Source organism: Streptomyces sp. SS8, from assembly GCF_054072955.1.
This window is the reverse complement of record NZ_JBSVCZ010000006.1, coordinates 239288-253781: the sequence shown is the minus strand read 5'-3', so window position 1 is coordinate 253781 and position 14494 is coordinate 239288. Positions and strand designations below refer to the sequence as shown.

Here is a 14494-nt window from a genome sequence, read left to right as displayed (position 1 = left end):
CACCGTGTCGTCGGCGGTCCTCTGCACGGCCGGGACGGCGGTCCTGCCCGCGGCGCCGACGGTCCTGCCCGCGGTCGGCACGGTCTTCTTCACGGCCTTGCCGCCGGTGTCGGCCACCTGGGTGCTCGCCTTGCGCGAGGTGTCGTCGATGGTGTCGCCCAGGTTCGCGCCGTCCAGGTTGCTCACTCCGCCCAGGTTCTTGGCGTCCGGCAGGAGTTCGGCGGCGTTCGCGGAACCGGCCGCACCGACTGCGGAGGCGGCGCCCGCTGCGACCAGCAGCGCGGTCCGTGCGATCCGGCGCGAGAGGGGGAGGGACATGTTGCTCCTTCGACGGAGAAGAGGCTTGCTGAGGTTTCCCGCGGGCCGTCCGGCCCGGAGGGCGTCGTTGCGCATCCGGCAGGGGCGGCGCCCCCCGGACGCTGTGCCTATCGGGCCGGGAGGCCCGGAGGTTGCGGCCGTCCGGGTAAAGGATTGGCAATGCGCCGGTGGCCCCGGTGGTGGGGGAGGCGGGGGGCGGGGCCGCCCCCAGGGGCTCCCGAAGGGCGCCGGAGCCCGGTGCGGCCATGGGTTTTCCGCGACTCGGCCGGACCGGACCGCAGGGCCGCACCGACGGCTTCCGGGGGCTTGGCGGCAGAGGCGTACGACCCCCCGTTCGGGTGACGGGGGAGACGCCGTGCGGTGACGCGGCGGACGCCCTCGGCCCCTCCGCTCCGCCACCGCGTCACCGCGTCACCGCGTCACCGCACGGAGCCGGGGCGGAGGCGGCGCGCGGGCCGGCGGTCAGCGCGAGGTGGCGATGACGACCTCGGAGCCCGGCTCGTCCCCGGCCGTGCGCCAGCCCTCGGCGGCCCGGCCGGCCTCCCAGACCCGCTTCCCGTAGGAGACGCGCTCGATCCCCAGCTCCTGTGAGTGGGCCACGGCCCAGTGCGCCAGCTCCCAGCCTCGGCGGTCGGCGTCCGCCCCGCCGGCGCGCGCCGGGGTGTGGACGGGGACGGAGACCACCGGACCGGGCGCGCTGCGCCCGGCGCCGCCGCCGTCGATGCCGGGGGCGTCCGGCAGGATGTCCGCGCCGAACTCGCGCACCAGCCGCTCGCGCACCCGCACCGGGTCGCCGGCGGCCGTCTCCTCCGGGGCGGCCTTCGCGGGCACGCAGTTCAGGGCGGCGGCCCGGCGGCCGGTCAGCGCGGCGGCCAGAAGCGCCGCCTTCGGCTCGTGCTTGGCGTAGGCGTCGGGGAAGCCGCTGCGCTGCACCCGCTGGGCGGCGACGGTCAGGGGAAGCCGGGAGTAGCCCGGGATCTCCACCAGATGCTCGTAGAATTTCCCGGCCGAGTACACCGGGTCCATGATCTGCTCCGCCGTCCCCCAGCCCTGGGAGGGCCGTTGCTGGAAGAGACCGACGGAGTCGCGGTCGCCGTAGTCGATGTTGCGCAGCGCCGACTCCTGCATGGCCGTGGCCAGGGCGATGGTGACGGCCCGCTCGGGCAGCCCGCGGGCGGAGGCGACGGCCTGGATCGTCGAGGCGTTGGCGGCCTGCTGCGGTTCGATGACGTACGGCTCACCGCCGGCCGCGGTCACGGTGCAGCGTGCCGGTCCGGACCCGCCGGGGTCGTGGCGCACGAGGAGGTACCCGGCGAGTCCGAGCAGTACGACGCACGCGGCGGCCAGGCGCAGCAGCCTGCCGCGGCGTGGAGTTGAAGCTCGCTCGGACACGCGACAAAGGTACCGGCCCCGCCGTGTCCGGGACCCGGACGTGACGCGGATCCCACGGACGGGCGCCAGGTAGGGTCGGCCGCATGGAGAGTGCCCCCGAAATCCCGGGAACCGCCCCCGGGGAGAGCCCGGATCCGGCCCTGGACCTGACCCTGGACGGGGCGTCGCTGACCGCGCGCCTGGTCGACATCCCCTCGGTCAGCGGAGACGAGAAACCGCTCGCGGACGCGATCGAGACCGCGCTGCGCGCCCTGCCGCACCTGCGCGTGGACCGGTACGGCAACAACGTCGTCGCCCGTACCGCACTCGGCCGGGCCGAACGGGTAGTCCTGGCCGGGCACATCGACACCGTGCCGATCGCGGACAACGTGCCCTCGCGGCTGGAGGACGGCGTGCTGTGGGGGTGCGGCACCTCCGACATGAAGGCCGGGGTCGCCGTCCAGCTCAGGATCGCCGCCACCGTGCCCGAGCCCAACCGCGACCTGACCTTCGTCTTCTACGACAACGAGGAGGTCGCGGCCCACCTCAACGGCCTCGGCCACCTGGCACGGACCCACCCCGACTGGCTGGCCGGGGACTTCGCGGTGCTGCTGGAGCCCTCCGAGGGGCAGGTCGAGGGCGGCTGCCAGGGCACGCTGCGGGTCGTGCTGCGGATGACCGGGCAGCGCGCCCACTCGGCGCGGAGCTGGAAGGGCGTCAACGCCGTCCACGCCGCCGCGCCGGTCCTGGCCCGGCTGGCCGCGTACGAGCCCAGGCGGCCGGTGGTCGACGGGCTGGAGTTCCGTGAGGGGCTCAACGCCGTGGGGATCACCGGCGGCGTCGCGGGCAACGTCATCCCCGACGAGTGCACCGTGACCGTCAACTACCGCTACGCGCCCGACCTCACCGAACAGGAGGCGCTCGCCCACGTGCGCGAGGTGTTCGCCGGCTGCGGTGTGGCCGAGTGCGAGGTGGAGGACAGCTCCGGCCCGGCACGGCCCGGCCTGACGCATCCCGCCGCGGCGGCCTTCGTCGAGGCGGTCGGCGGCGAGGTGCGGCCGAAGTACGGCTGGACGGACGTCTCCCGGTTCAGCGCGCTGGGTGTGCCCGCCGTCAACTACGGCCCCGGGGACCCGAATCTGGCGCACAAGCGCGACGAGAGGGTGGAGACGGCGCTGATCGGCCACTGCGAGGAGCGGCTGCGCGCCTGGCTTACCGCCTGAACCGCTGGGTATCGGCTGATCCGCGGGGCCCGCACCGCCGGTGCGGGCCCCGCGACATCCGGTGGCCGCCGGTGCGTCCGGGAAAGTTCCGCTCCGTGTGATCCGGGCCTGCGTACCCTGGCGGCCTGTACGTCGGCGTAGACATAGGGAGTACGGCATGGCCAGTGCGGAGGAGTTCGAGCAGGGGGAAGCGCCGCGGGAGCAGCGCCTCGGACCGGTGCTGCGCCGCCACGGCCAGGTGCAGCACAGCACCACCGACCAGCGTCTGCTGGACACCGCCGGCCCCTCGGACTGGCTGCACCAGGACCCCTGGCGGGTCATGCGCATCCAGTCGGAGTTCGTCGAGGGCTTCGGCACCCTGACCGAGATCGGCCCCGCCATCAGCGTCTTCGGCTCGGCGCGCACACCCGGGGGATCGCCCGAGTACGAGGCCGGCGTGCGGATCGGGCGGGCGCTGGTGGAGGCGGGCTTCGCGGTGATCACCGGCGGCGGCCCGGGTGCGATGGAGGCGGCCAACAAGGGCGCCAGGGAGGCGGGCGGCACCTCGGTCGGCCTGGGCATCGAGCTGCCCTTCGAGCAGGGGATGAACCGTTATGTCGACATCGGCGTCAACTTCCGCTACTTCTTCGTGCGCAAGACGATGTTCGTGAAGTACGCCAGCGGTTTCGTCGTCCTGCCGGGCGGCATGGGCACGATGGACGAGCTGTTCGAGGCGATCACCCTGGTCCAGACGCGGAAGGTCACCCGCTTCCCGATCGTGCTGTTCGGCACGGACTACTGGCAGGGGCTGGTGGACTGGCTGCGTGCCACCGTCGTGCCCAGCGGGAAGATCGGCGCGCACGACATGGAGCTCTTCCACCTCACCGACGACGTGGACGAGGCGATCGCCCTGGTCACCAAGGAGACCTCCGGCAGTGGCGCGCCGGGGGACGGGTTCCGGCCGGAGGACCCGGACTGACCGGTCCGGCGCATCCCGGCCGGACCGGGGCCGGACCGGGTGCGCCGGACAAGGGCTCAGGCCAGGCCGCGGCGGGCCACGGCCGGCGGGCGCAGACCCGCGATGGAGGCCACCATGTCGAGCACCTGACGGGTCTCGGCCACCTCGTGGACGCGGTAGACCCGCGCGCCCAGCCAGGCGGAGACCGCGGTCGTGGCCAGGGTCCCGGTCAGCCGCTCCTTGACGGGCCGGTCCAGGGTCTCCCCGACGAAGTCCTTGTTGGACAGCGACACCAGCACCGGCCACCCGGTGGCCACCATCTCCTCCAGCCGCCGGGTGACCTCCAGCGAGTGGCGGGTGTTCTTGCCGAAGTCGTGGCCGGGGTCGATCAGCACCGCGTCCCGCCGCACCCCGGCCGCGACCGCGCGCTCGGCGAGCGCGACCGTGCGGCGCAGCACGTCGGCCATGACGTCGTCGTACGCCACCCGGTGCGGGCGGGTGCGCGGCGCGGCGCCGCCGGTGTGGGTGCACACCAGCCCGGCCCCGTACCGCGCCGCCACTTCGGCAAGCTTCGGATCCACGCCGCCCCAGGCGTCGTTGAGCAGGTCCGCGCCCGCCTCGCAGACCGCCTCGCCCACCTCGTGCCGCCAGGTGTCCACGCTGATCACCACGTCCGGCCAGCGCCGCCGCACCTCGGCGACGAAGCCCGCGGTGCGCCGCACCTCCTCCTCGGCGGAGACCTCCTCGCCGGGGCCGGCCTTCACACCCCCTATGTCGATGATGGCGGCGCCCTCCGCGACCGCCTGCTCGACCCGGTCCAGGGCCGGTTCGTCGCGGAAGGTGGCCCCCCTGTCGTAGAAGGAGTCCGGCGTCCGGTTCACGATGGCCATGACCACCGTCTCGTGCTCGCCGAACTCGCGCCGTCCCAGCCGCAGCATCCGCCGTCCTCTCCTCCCGCGCTCCCCGGCACCGCGCAGTGCCCCGCAGCCGACCCTAGCCCTCCCGCCGTGGCACGATCACAGCAGACCTGTACCTGCCGTTTGGCGTGTCGGACCCGGGGAGATGGCGTGTTCTGGTTTCTGCTGATCGCGTTGGTCGTGGTGGTCGCCGCGGTCGCGCTCGCCGTGGTGGGGGGCGGCGACGGGCCGGGCCGCACCGCGACGGGCGGACTCGCCGACGCCCTGCCGGACCGGACCGAGGCATGGCTGCCGCCCGACCGCCCTCTGAACCGCTCCGACCTGGAGGCGCTGCGGCTGCCGCAGGCCGTACGGGGCTACCGGATGGAGGAGGTGGACGACGTGCTGGACCGGCTCGGCGCCGAACTGGCCGAACGAGACGCCCGGATCGCCGAACTGGAGGCGTCGCTGGCGGGCACGCAGGCGGCGGCGCTGGGCGGGCCCGGTATGTTCGGTGAGCCCGGCGGCGGCCCCGGGGACCGCCCCGGCACGGGGGCCGGAACCGAGTCCGGCACCGCGCCCGGCGAGGAGCCCGGCGGACCGGGGGAGCCGCGGTGACCGCCGGGGGCGGGGCGCTCCCCGGCCCGGACGGGCGGCTGCGCTGCCCGTGGAGCCTGTCCGCCGGGGACTACACCGCCTACCACGACACGGAGTGGGGCCGCCCGGTGCACGGCGACGACGCGCTGTTCGAGCGGCTGTCCCTGGAGGCGTTCCAGTCCGGGCTGTCCTGGCTGACCATCCTGCGCCGGCGGGAGGGCTTCCGGGCGGCCTTCGCGGGCTTCCGCATCGCGGAGGTGGCGGAGTTCACCGACGCCGACCGGGAACGGCTGCTCGCCGATCCGGGCATCATCCGCAACCGCGCCAAGATCGACGCGACCATCGCCAACGCCAGGGTCGCGGCCGAGTGGGAGCCGGGCGAACTGGACGCCCTGGTGTGGTCCCACGCCCCCGACCCGGCCGGCCGCCGGGCGCCGCGCACGCTCGCCGAGGTGCCCGCGATCACGCCGGAGTCCACGGCGCTGTCCAAGGAGCTGAAGAGGCGCGGCTTCCGCTTCACCGGCCCGACCACGGCCTACGCCCTGATGCAGGCGTGCGGCCTGGTCGACGACCACCTGGCGGACTGCTGCGCCCGCACCCCGCGCGCCGCCGGCTGAACCGGCGTCCCGCGCCCAGCGTCCGGTGTCCCGGGCGCGGGACGCTCTCCGACGGGGCGTCAGCGGCCGCGGTAGACGGGCTTCTCCTTGGCGACGAACGCCTCCACCGCGGCCCTGTGGTCCTCCGAGGCGCCGGCCCGGGCCTGGAGTTCGGCCTCCTTCTCCAGCGTCTCGGCCAGTGAGTGCGAGGAGCCGTGGGCGAGGGACTCCTTGAGCGCGGCGTACGCGACCGTCGGCCCCTCGGCGAGCCGCCGCGCCGCGTCCTCGGCCTCGGCCGCCAGCCGGTCGGCCGGGACGACCCGGTTGGCGATGCCCAGCTCCAGGGCCTCCGGCGCCTTCACGCTGCGCGGGAAGAGCAGCAGTTCGGCGGCGCGGCCCGGACCGACCAGGCGCGGCAGGGTCCAGGACACCCCGGAGTCGGCGGTGAGCGCCACCCCGGCGAAGGAGGTGTTGAAGGCGGCGGTGTCGGCGACCACCCGGTAGTCGGCGGCGAAGGCGAACCCCGCCCCCGCGCCGGCCGCGACGCCGTTGACGCCCGCCACCACCGGCTTGGGCATGGAGGCGATCGCCAGGGTGATCGGGTTGTAGTGCTCGCGCACGGTGTCCAGCGCGGCGCCGCCGCTGCGCCGCAGCTCCTCGACGTGCTCCTTGAGGTCCTGCCCGACGCAGAACGCCCGCCCGCTGCCGGTCAGCAGCACCGCGCGCACCGCCGGGTCGCCGGCCGCCTCCCGCAGGGCGTCCCGCAGCGCCTCCTTGAGCGCGGTGTCGAGCGCGTTCATGGCGTCGGGGCGGTTGAGGGTGACGGTCGCCAGCCCTCCGGAAACTTCGTAGACGACGTTGTCTGACATGGGGGCCAGCATGGCAAGGAACGGCGGGGGCCGATACGGGCCCGCGGGCGAGCCGCGTGTGACCTGCGTCAAACGGCCGCGGCGCCTTCCGTGGGGAGAAAGGGCGCAGTATTGCAGTCCGATCCCCGAATTGGGTGGTTTTGCGCGAGGGTGTTGTGCAAGGGATACGGACCGATGTTGGTCATGAGGTCGTGCGATGCGGGATAATGGCCAAGAAGCAATGTGTTCGACGCCGGCGACACCTGGGTTGCCCGGCTGAGATCAGCTGGTTTCAGGAAGGGGAACGAGCATGGCGGCCATGAAGCCGCGGACGGGCGATGGCCCGCTCGAGGTGACCAAGGAGGGGCGGGGCATCATCATGCGCGTTCCGCTCGAAGGCGGTGGACGACTCGTCGTCGAGCTCACCCCTGACGAGGCGGATGCACTCGGCGAAGCTCTGAAGAAGGCCTGCGGCTGAGGAGCGATCGAAGACAGACCTCCGGCGCACACCGCCTTCGCACCACCACCGCCGCCCCCGGGAGAGCACGGTCCCGGGGGCGGCGGTGTGCTGTCGGCCGGCCGGCCCGGCTGCGCCGGTGGCCGGTGGCCGCGCTCTCCCGGGGGCGGTCGGCGGCGCGGTCAGTGGTGGCGCTTGACCGCGCACAGCAGGCCGTCGCCCACCGGCAGCAGCGAGGGCAGCAGCGAGGTGCTGTCCCGGACGGTGCGCAGCAGCTCGCGCAGTCGGAGGACCTCCGCGGGCTGGGAGGAGGAGTCGACGGTGCGGCCGTCGGCGAAGACGCCCTCGAAGCAGACCAGTCCGCCCGGGCGCAGCAGGCGCAACGATTCGCCCAGGTACTCCAGGCACTCCATTCGGTCGCCGTCGCAGAAGACCAGGTCGTAACCGCCGTCGGCGAGCCGGGGCAGGACGTCCAGGGCGCGGCCGGGGATGAAGCGGGCGCGGTTGGCCGCGAAGCCCGCGGCGCGGAACGCCTGGCGGGCGATCTGCTGGCACTCCGGCTCGGTGTCCACGGTCGTCAGCACGCCGTCGGGCCGCATGCCGTGCAGCAGGTGGATGCCCGACACCCCGGTGCCGGTGCCGATCTCGGCGACCGCCTTGGCGTCCACGGCCGCGGCCAGCAGCCGCAGCGCGGCGCCCGTGCCGTCCGACACCGCGCGCAGGCCCGCCTCCCGGGCCCGGTCGCGGGCCCAGCGCAGCGCCGCCGAGTGCTCGGAGCGCTCGGCGTGCTGGACGTTCTCCGCGCCGTACGCGTCGGCGAACGCCCAGCTCGTCTGCCGGTTGCCGGTAATCGCCCTCTCCTGTCCCCGTGGTGCCCGCAACCGTGACTGTATCCGCTGGCGCCGGGAACCCGCAGATGGGACCGCGCGTTGGTTGTGTGTGAGCCGTACGGCGAGTGGCGGGGGAAGGTACATGGCACTCGGCCGCAAGAGGGTCAAAGAAGCTTATCCGGAGCTAACGGGCGAGGTGGCTATGGTAGGGACTCCACTGGACACCACCAGAGCCGACAGGGGAGGTGCGGCTGCGGCCGGCGACCGGAAAGTGCTCAGGCGCTTCCTCAGGTCCTCCGGCGAGCCGAAATCCGTGAACGACACCGCTGACCACCGCCACGCCGCCGACTCCGTGACCACCGCGACCTTCGCAACCGACGCGGACGCTCCGGCGTGGACGCCTCCCACCTGGGAGGAGATCGTCAGCACCCACAGCGCACGGGTCTACCGCCTCGCCTACCGCCTCACCGGGAACCAGCACGACGCCGAGGACCTGACCCAGGAGGTCTTCGTCCGGGTCTTCCGTTCGCTGTCCACCTACACCCCCGGCACCTTCGAGGGCTGGCTGCACCGCATCACCACGAACCTCTTCCTGGACATGGTGCGGCGCAAGCAGCGCATCCGCTTCGACGCCCTCGGCGACGACGCGGCCGAGCGGCTGCCCAGCCGTGAGCCCTCGCCGCAGCAGCACTTCAACGACACCCACTTCGACGCCGACGTCCAGCAGGCGCTGGACACCCTCGCCCCGGAGTTCCGGGCGGCGGTGGTGCTCTGCGACATCGAGGGGCTGTCCTACGAGGAGATCGCCGCGACGCTCGGCGTGAAGCTCGGCACGGTCCGCAGCCGCATCCACCGCGGCCGCTCCCATCTGCGCAAGGCCCTCAAGCACCGGTCCCCCCGGGCACGTGCGGGGCAGCGCGCTCTGGCCGGGGCCCTCCCCGGCGCCGTGGGAGGGGAGGGCGGCACCGCGTGAGCGGCACACACGACGGCGTACCCGCCCCGGAGCCGACCCCGGCCGAGCAGCACCTGGGCGACCGGCTGGCGGCCCTGGTGGACGGCGAGCTGGGCCACGAGACGCGCGAGCGCGTCCTGGCGCATCTGGCGACCTGCCACACCTGCAAGGCGGAGGCCGACGCGCAGCGCAGGCTGAAGAGCGTCTTCGCGGACGCCGCGCCCCCGCCGCCCTCGGAGCGGCTGCTGGCCAGGCTCCAGGGGCTGCCCGGAGGCCTGGACGACGATCCCGGGCGGGGCCGGGGTGGGCCGCCGGGCTCCTCCGCCTCCTCGTCCCCCTGGGACTTCGAGTACCTGCCGGCCGGCAGCGTGCTCGCCCCCGACCGCGGATTCCGCATCCACCGGGTCCATGAGGCGGACCGCTCCTCCTCACGCGGCCGCCGCTTCGCCTTCGCGGCGGCGGGCGCGGTCTCGCTGGCGGCCTTCGCCATCGGCGGCGCGCTCACCTCGGCGGCCACCGGCGGCTCCACGGTCGCCGCGGGCGGGGACGGCGGTACGAGCGCCCGCTCACCGCGCACGGCGGCCGTCGGGACGGAGCGTGGCGGCGAGCGGAGCGGCGGCAGACCGGGACAGCGAGCGGGGAAGGGGCCGAGCGGCACACCGAGCGGACCGGCCGTGGCGCCGACGCGGCCGCCCGTGCTGTCGGTGTCACCGCTGGAGGCCGCCTACGCCCCCCGGTCCCAGGAGCTGACGGTGGTGCCGGTGATCGACGTGCTGCCCACCCTGCACCCGCCGCTGATACACCCCACGCAGTACGGGACGCCGCCGGATCCGGATGAGGGGCCGCCGGAGCGGCAGGAGTCCGTCAGGCAGCCGCTCGTCGCGGCGACCCCCATGGCCGCGGTCCCCTCGACCGCGGTCCCCTCGGCCACCGCAACCGCCCCGGTGGGCGCCACTGCGGCGCCCACGCTCCCGCCGGGCCGCTGACCCTCCCCGGTGCCGCGCGTACGGGCCGCCGGTACGCGCGGCCCGTCCATACCCCCGCATGCCTCCACGACCCCCTGTGAACCCCGCCGCCCCCGGCGTACCGCCGGGGGCGGTGACGCGCCCGGCCGGGCCCCCGCGGGGGAAACCGCGCGGGGGCCCGGCCGGTCCGGCTTCGCCGGCGGGGGCGGAACTGGTTGAATCGTGGGAATGTGGTGCGAGTCCGCACGGAGCGCGACGCGGGCCGATGCTGGGGAGAACATGGACGAGGGGAAGGCGGCCGCCGGACAGCGGCCGACGTGGTGGAGCCGTCCACGCGGGGTCTCGGCCCCGCGTCCGGTGGCGGGAGGCACCCGTACACCCCGGAGCGTGCCGGTTCCGCTGCACGGAGAGGATCCGTACGGCACCCCGCCCTACGGCGGCCCCGGCCCCTGGGCTCCGGCCCCGCCCGTCCAGCGGCCCGAGGCCACGCCGGCCCGGGGCACCCTGCTGCCGCCCCGGAGGCAGGCCGCCGTGCCCGCTCCCGAGCGCGCCACCGGCCCCGCCGCGCCGACGGACGCCTTCGCGCGCTACGACCCATGGGCGCCGCCCTCCGCCGCCGCCCCGCACCGGGCCGTCCCGCGCACCGCGCCCCCGCCGCACCGGGAAGCCCCCGCGCCGCGCCGCGGCCGGCCGGGTACGGCCGTCGCCGGGGCCGTCCTGCTGGCACTGGTCGCCGGAACGGTGGGCGGCGGCATCGGGGCGTACGCGCAGCGCCAGGGCGACATCGGCACCGTCCGGCTCTCCCAGGCACCGGTACAGGACACCGGCCGGGCCCCGGACAGCGTGGCCGGCGTCGCGGAGCGGGCCCTGCCGGGCGTGGTGACCGTCCAGGTGCGCGGCGCCGGGGAGTCGGGCACCGGCACCGGCTTCGTCCTGGACGGCCGCGGTCATCTCCTCACCAACCACCATGTGGTGGAGCCCGCCGGGAGCGGGGGTGAGAACGGCGGCATCAGGGTGGTCTTCCACGGCGGTGAGAGCGCCACCGCCGAGATCGTCGGCACCGACAGCGGCTACGACCTCGCCGTGCTGAGGGTGGAGGGGGTCAGCGGCCTCAGCCCGCTGCCGCTGGGCAACTCCGACTCCGTGAGGGTGGGCGACCCGGTCGTGGCGATCGGCGCGCCGTACGGCCTGGCGGGCACGGTCACCACCGGGATCGTCAGCGCCACCGAGCGCCCCGTCACCGCGGGCGGCGAGGGGGACGGCGGGGGCGGCGGCCCCAGCCACGTGGAGGCGCTGCAGACCGACGCCCCGATCAATCCCGGCAACTCCGGCGGCCCGCTGCTGGACACCGGGGGCCGGGTGATCGGCGTCAACAGCGCGATCCGCTCCGCGGGCGGCGGCCTGCCCCGGGCGGACACAGGCGGCAGCATCGGCCTGGGCTTCGCCATTCCGGTCAACCAGGCCAGGCGGGTGGCCGAGGAACTGATCAACACCGGCCGCGCCACCCATCCCGTGCTCGGCGTCACCGTCGACATGGGACACCCCGCGGAGGGCGCCCGGGTCGGTCTGCCCGCCGGGCGCGAGGGCACGGCGGTCGTGCCGGGAGGGCCGGCCGACACGGCCGGCATCGAGGAGGGCGACGTGATCACCGAGGTGGGCGGCGCCCGGGTGCGCAGCGGTGAGGAGCTGATCGCCAGGATCCGCGCCCGCCGCCCCGGCGACCGGCTGGAGCTCACGGTCGAGCGCGGTGGCGGCCGGCGCTCGGTGGAGGTGGTCCTCGGTTCGGCGGCCGGCCCGTGAGACCCGTCACGCCTGCCGCCACGACGGCGGTTGTTCGCCCCGCCGACTCCCAACCCGCACCCGCGCCGGGTACCGTGACTGTGGCCGCACGGGTCGTGGACGCACATGAGGGAGCTGAACGGTGTTCTTCGACATAGGACCCCTCGAGCTGATCGCTCTCGTCATCCTCGCGATCCTCGTCTTCGGTCCGGAGAAGCTGCCGAAGGTGATCCAGGACACCGCGCGGTTCATCCGCAAGGTCCGGGAGTTCTCCGACAGTGCCCGGGACGACATCCGCAGGGAACTGGGGCCGGAGTTCAAGGACTTCGACTTCGAGGACCTCAACCCCAGGAACTTCGCGCGCAAGCACCTGCTGGAGAACGAGGACCTGGGGCTGAAGGAGATCCGCAACGGCTTCGACCTGCGCCAGGAGCTCGCCGAGGTCACGGACGCGGTCAACGGCAGGGAGATCACCCCGGGCGGTCCGGCGGCATCCTCCCAGGGCGGCTCCGCGGTCGACCTGCGCAAGGACGGCCCGGCGCCCGCGGTCGACCTGCGCAAGGACGGCCCGGCGCCCGGGACCGACCTCCCGCCGTACGACGCCGACGCCACCTGAGGCCGCCCGGGGCCGCCCCGCCGGTGAACCGGGAGGGCCACCTCCCGTACTCCGCAGCCGGTCCTGCCCGGTTCGGCGCACGAGGGTGGCTATCCTCCCTGTGTCCGGGGTCGGGCCGTCCGAGGGGGGCGGGCCTCCCACGACACGGGGCACACGAGGAGGCGTCGCGCAGATGGAGACGACGGGCCGGGTAGGGCCGAGAGACGCACCCGCGTCCGGGGCGGACCGGGTGATCGACGGCTACCTGATGGCCGGCTTCCCCTGGTACGGCCTCGACGAGGCCTTCACCGGCCCGCGCTGGCTGATGCGGGTGGGAGCCGCCGCGGACGGAACGGTCGAGCACGGCTCGACCGGCCACGGGGACGAGCCCTCCTTCCGGGCCGAGTCCGGTCCGGAGGGCCGGCGCTTCGCCGTCGTCGTGACGGTCGCCGACCGCCCGGTGCGCAGCAGCCCGGACGGCACGGGGGTCCTGGAGGCCACCTCGGTCTCGTCGGCCGCGTGGCTGGCCGGATCGGGGCTGCTGTCATGCACATGGCCGTCGCAGATGGAGCGCGGGCTCAGACAGGACTGGCTCGACCAGCAGACGGCGGTCGCCTGGGAACTGGCGGACGACCTGGGCGGCTCCGCCTGGTCCACCCTCTCGCTGCCGGTCGACGGCGTCCCCACCGACTTCCGCTACCGGGAGTCGGAGTACGGGTGGGTGCTGGCCGGCCCCGCGCACGAGGGCGTGCACATCGGCGCCTATGGGCGGGGGATGAGCGCGTACGGGCTGGGCTTCTCGGTGATCAAGGACCTCGGCGAGTACGAGCGCTGAACACCCGGCAGCCAGGGGCCGGTACGCCTGCCCGGTGCCCGTACGCCCGCCGGGTGCGCGGGCGTACGGGGAAACGCGCGGGAGGGCCGCTCAGAACTTGTTGCGCGGGGTGATCCCCAGCGACATGCCCGCCAGTCCGCGCTGGCGCCCGCCCAGCTTGCCCGCGACCGAGCGGATCGCCGAGCCCGCGGGGGAGTCCGGATCGGTCAGCACGACCGGCCGGCCCTCGTCGCCGCCCTCGCGCAGCCGCACGTCGATCGGGATCGAGCCGAGCACGGGCACGGTGGTGCCGGTGGTCCGGCTCAGCCCGTCGGCGACGCGCTGGCCGCCGCCGGTGCCGAAGACGTCCACCATCTCGTCGCAGTGCGGGCAGGGCAGCCCGGACATGTTCTCGACCACGCCCACGATCTTCTGATGGGTCTGCACCGCGATGGACCCGGCGCGCTCGGCCACCTCGGCGGCCGCCTGCTGCGGGGTGGTCACCACCAGGATCTCGGCGTTGGGGACGAGCTGCGCGACCGAGATGGCGATGTCGCCCGTGCCCGGCGGCAGGTCCAGCAGCAGCACGTCCAGGTCGCCCCAGTAGACGTCGGCCAGGAACTGCTGGAGCGCGCGGTGCAGCATCGGCCCGCGCCACACCACCGGGGCGTTGCCCGGGGTGAACATGCCGATCGAGATGACCTTCACACCGTTGGCGGACGGCGGCATGATCATGTTCTCGACCTGGGTGGGGCGGCCGTCGGCGCCCAGCATGCGCGGCACCGAGTGGCCGTAGATGTCGGCGTCCACGACGCCCACCTTCAGCCCGTCGGCCGCCATCGCCGCCGCCAGGTTGACCGTCACCGAGGACTTGCCGACGCCGCCCTTGCCGGAGGCGATCGCGTAGACGCGGGTCAGGGAGCCGGGCCTGGCGAACGGGATCTCCCGCTCGGCCTGCCCGCCGCGGAGCGTGGCCGCCAGCTCGCGGCGCTGCTCGTCGCTCATCACGTCCAGGGAGACCGTCACGTCCGTGACGCCCGCCACACCGCGGACCGCCCGGGTCACGTTCTCGGTGATCGTCTCTCGCATCGGGCAGCCGGACACCGTCAGATAGACCGTGACCGCGACCGAGCCGCCGTCGCCGATCTCGACCGACTTCACCATGCCCAGATCGGTGATCGGGCGGTGGATCTCGGGGTCGTCGACGGTCGCGAGCGCGGCGCGGACCGCGTCCTCGGTGGGGGCTGGGCTGGATGCCGCGGGCGTGTCAGTAGCCATGCCCCGATGGTACGGCGCACCGGCGCCGGCGCCGAAGG

16 protein-coding genes are annotated in these 14494 nt (G+C 74.7%); 10 read left to right on the top strand and 6 right to left on the bottom strand.

What is annotated here, in order from left to right; all coding sequences use genetic code 11:
* Both ACW69E_RS08905 and ACW69E_RS08900 read right to left on the bottom strand, forming a co-directional pair.
* On the bottom strand, positions 1-318 hold a 318-nt coding region (locus ACW69E_RS08905; protein ID WP_457497620.1), incomplete at its 3' end, for an ATP-binding protein.
* Positions 319-780: 462 nt separating this feature from the next.
* Positions 781-1710, bottom strand: coding sequence for a hypothetical protein (locus ACW69E_RS08900; protein ID WP_457497619.1), 930 nt, complete (start codon positions 1708-1710; stop codon positions 781-783).
* 83 nt (positions 1711-1793) lie between these two features.
* On the opposite strand from ACW69E_RS08900, the gene dapE reads away from it, so the two are divergent.
* Positions 1794-2912, top strand: a complete 1119-nt coding sequence (dapE, locus tag ACW69E_RS08895) for a succinyl-diaminopimelate desuccinylase (protein ID WP_457497618.1) — start codon at positions 1794-1796, stop codon at positions 2910-2912.
* 157 nt (positions 2913-3069) lie between these two features.
* The gene (locus tag ACW69E_RS08890; RefSeq protein WP_457497617.1) at positions 3070-3870 is read left to right on the top strand and encodes an LOG family protein; all 801 of its coding nucleotides are present in this window, start codon (positions 3070-3072) and stop codon (positions 3868-3870) included.
* A gap of 56 nt (positions 3871-3926) precedes the next feature.
* Here ACW69E_RS08890 and folP read toward each other — a convergent pair whose 3' ends face one another.
* Positions 3927-4787 (bottom strand): dihydropteroate synthase, encoded by an 861-nt coding sequence (gene folP, locus ACW69E_RS08885; protein ID WP_093847921.1) that lies wholly within the window; start codon positions 4785-4787, stop codon positions 3927-3929.
* Positions 4788-4916: 129 nt separating this feature from the next.
* Between folP and ACW69E_RS08880 the strand changes: the two genes are divergently transcribed.
* Together ACW69E_RS08880 and ACW69E_RS08875 are read left to right on the top strand one after the other, a co-directional pair.
* Complete coding sequence (locus ACW69E_RS08880) at positions 4917-5363, top strand: DivIVA domain-containing protein (protein ID WP_457497616.1); 447 nt, start codon at positions 4917-4919, stop codon at positions 5361-5363.
* Positions 5360-5959: a DNA-3-methyladenine glycosylase I gene (locus tag ACW69E_RS08875; RefSeq protein WP_457497615.1), complete on the top strand. Its 600-nt coding sequence runs from the start codon at positions 5360-5362 to the stop codon at positions 5957-5959. The genes ACW69E_RS08880 and ACW69E_RS08875 overlap by 4 nt, the downstream gene beginning before the upstream one ends.
* Before the next feature lie 59 nt (positions 5960-6018).
* Here the strand turns inward: ACW69E_RS08875 and ACW69E_RS08870 are convergent, their stop codons facing one another.
* Complete coding sequence (locus ACW69E_RS08870; protein WP_457497614.1) at positions 6019-6807, bottom strand: enoyl-CoA hydratase/isomerase family protein; 789 nt, start codon at positions 6805-6807, stop codon at positions 6019-6021.
* Between the two features lie 289 nt (positions 6808-7096).
* Between ACW69E_RS08870 and ACW69E_RS08865 the strand changes: the two genes are divergently transcribed.
* Entirely contained in the window at positions 7097-7264 is a 168-nt protein-coding gene (locus ACW69E_RS08865) for a DUF3117 domain-containing protein (RefSeq protein ID WP_014137929.1), read from the top strand.
* Positions 7265-7425: 161 nt separating this feature from the next.
* Here the strand turns inward: ACW69E_RS08865 and ACW69E_RS08860 are convergent, their stop codons facing one another.
* A complete protein-coding gene (locus ACW69E_RS08860; protein WP_457497613.1) occupies positions 7426-8124 on the bottom strand; it encodes an O-methyltransferase in 699 nt (232 codons plus the stop codon).
* A gap of 151 nt (positions 8125-8275) precedes the next feature.
* On the opposite strand from ACW69E_RS08860, the gene sigE reads away from it, so the two are divergent.
* The 5 genes from sigE to ACW69E_RS08835 all read left to right on the top strand — a co-directional run bounded on the left by sigE (position 8276) and on the right by ACW69E_RS08835 (position 13199).
* On the top strand, positions 8276-9046 hold the full coding sequence (sigE, locus tag ACW69E_RS08855) for an RNA polymerase sigma factor SigE (protein ID WP_457497612.1): 771 nt from the start codon (positions 8276-8278) through the stop codon (positions 9044-9046).
* Positions 9043-10011, top strand: coding sequence for a zf-HC2 domain-containing protein (locus tag ACW69E_RS08850; protein ID WP_457497611.1), 969 nt, complete (start codon positions 9043-9045; stop codon positions 10009-10011). The genes sigE and ACW69E_RS08850 overlap by 4 nt, the downstream gene beginning before the upstream one ends.
* A 258-nt stretch (positions 10012-10269) precedes the next feature.
* Complete coding sequence (locus ACW69E_RS08845) at positions 10270-11790, top strand: S1C family serine protease (RefSeq protein ID WP_457497610.1); 1521 nt, start codon at positions 10270-10272, stop codon at positions 11788-11790.
* Positions 11791-11911: 121 nt separating this feature from the next.
* A complete protein-coding gene (locus ACW69E_RS08840) occupies positions 11912-12385 on the top strand; it encodes a sec-independent translocase (protein WP_457497609.1) in 474 nt (157 codons plus the stop codon).
* A 172-nt stretch (positions 12386-12557) separates the two neighbouring features.
* Entirely contained in the window at positions 12558-13199 is a 642-nt protein-coding gene (locus tag ACW69E_RS08835) for a hypothetical protein (RefSeq protein WP_457497608.1), read from the top strand.
* Positions 13200-13289: 90 nt separating this feature from the next.
* Here ACW69E_RS08835 and ACW69E_RS08830 read toward each other — a convergent pair whose 3' ends face one another.
* Positions 13290-14456, bottom strand: coding sequence for an Mrp/NBP35 family ATP-binding protein (locus ACW69E_RS08830; protein ID WP_457497607.1), 1167 nt, complete (start codon positions 14454-14456; stop codon positions 13290-13292).
* Positions 14457-14494: the final 38 nt, after the last annotated feature.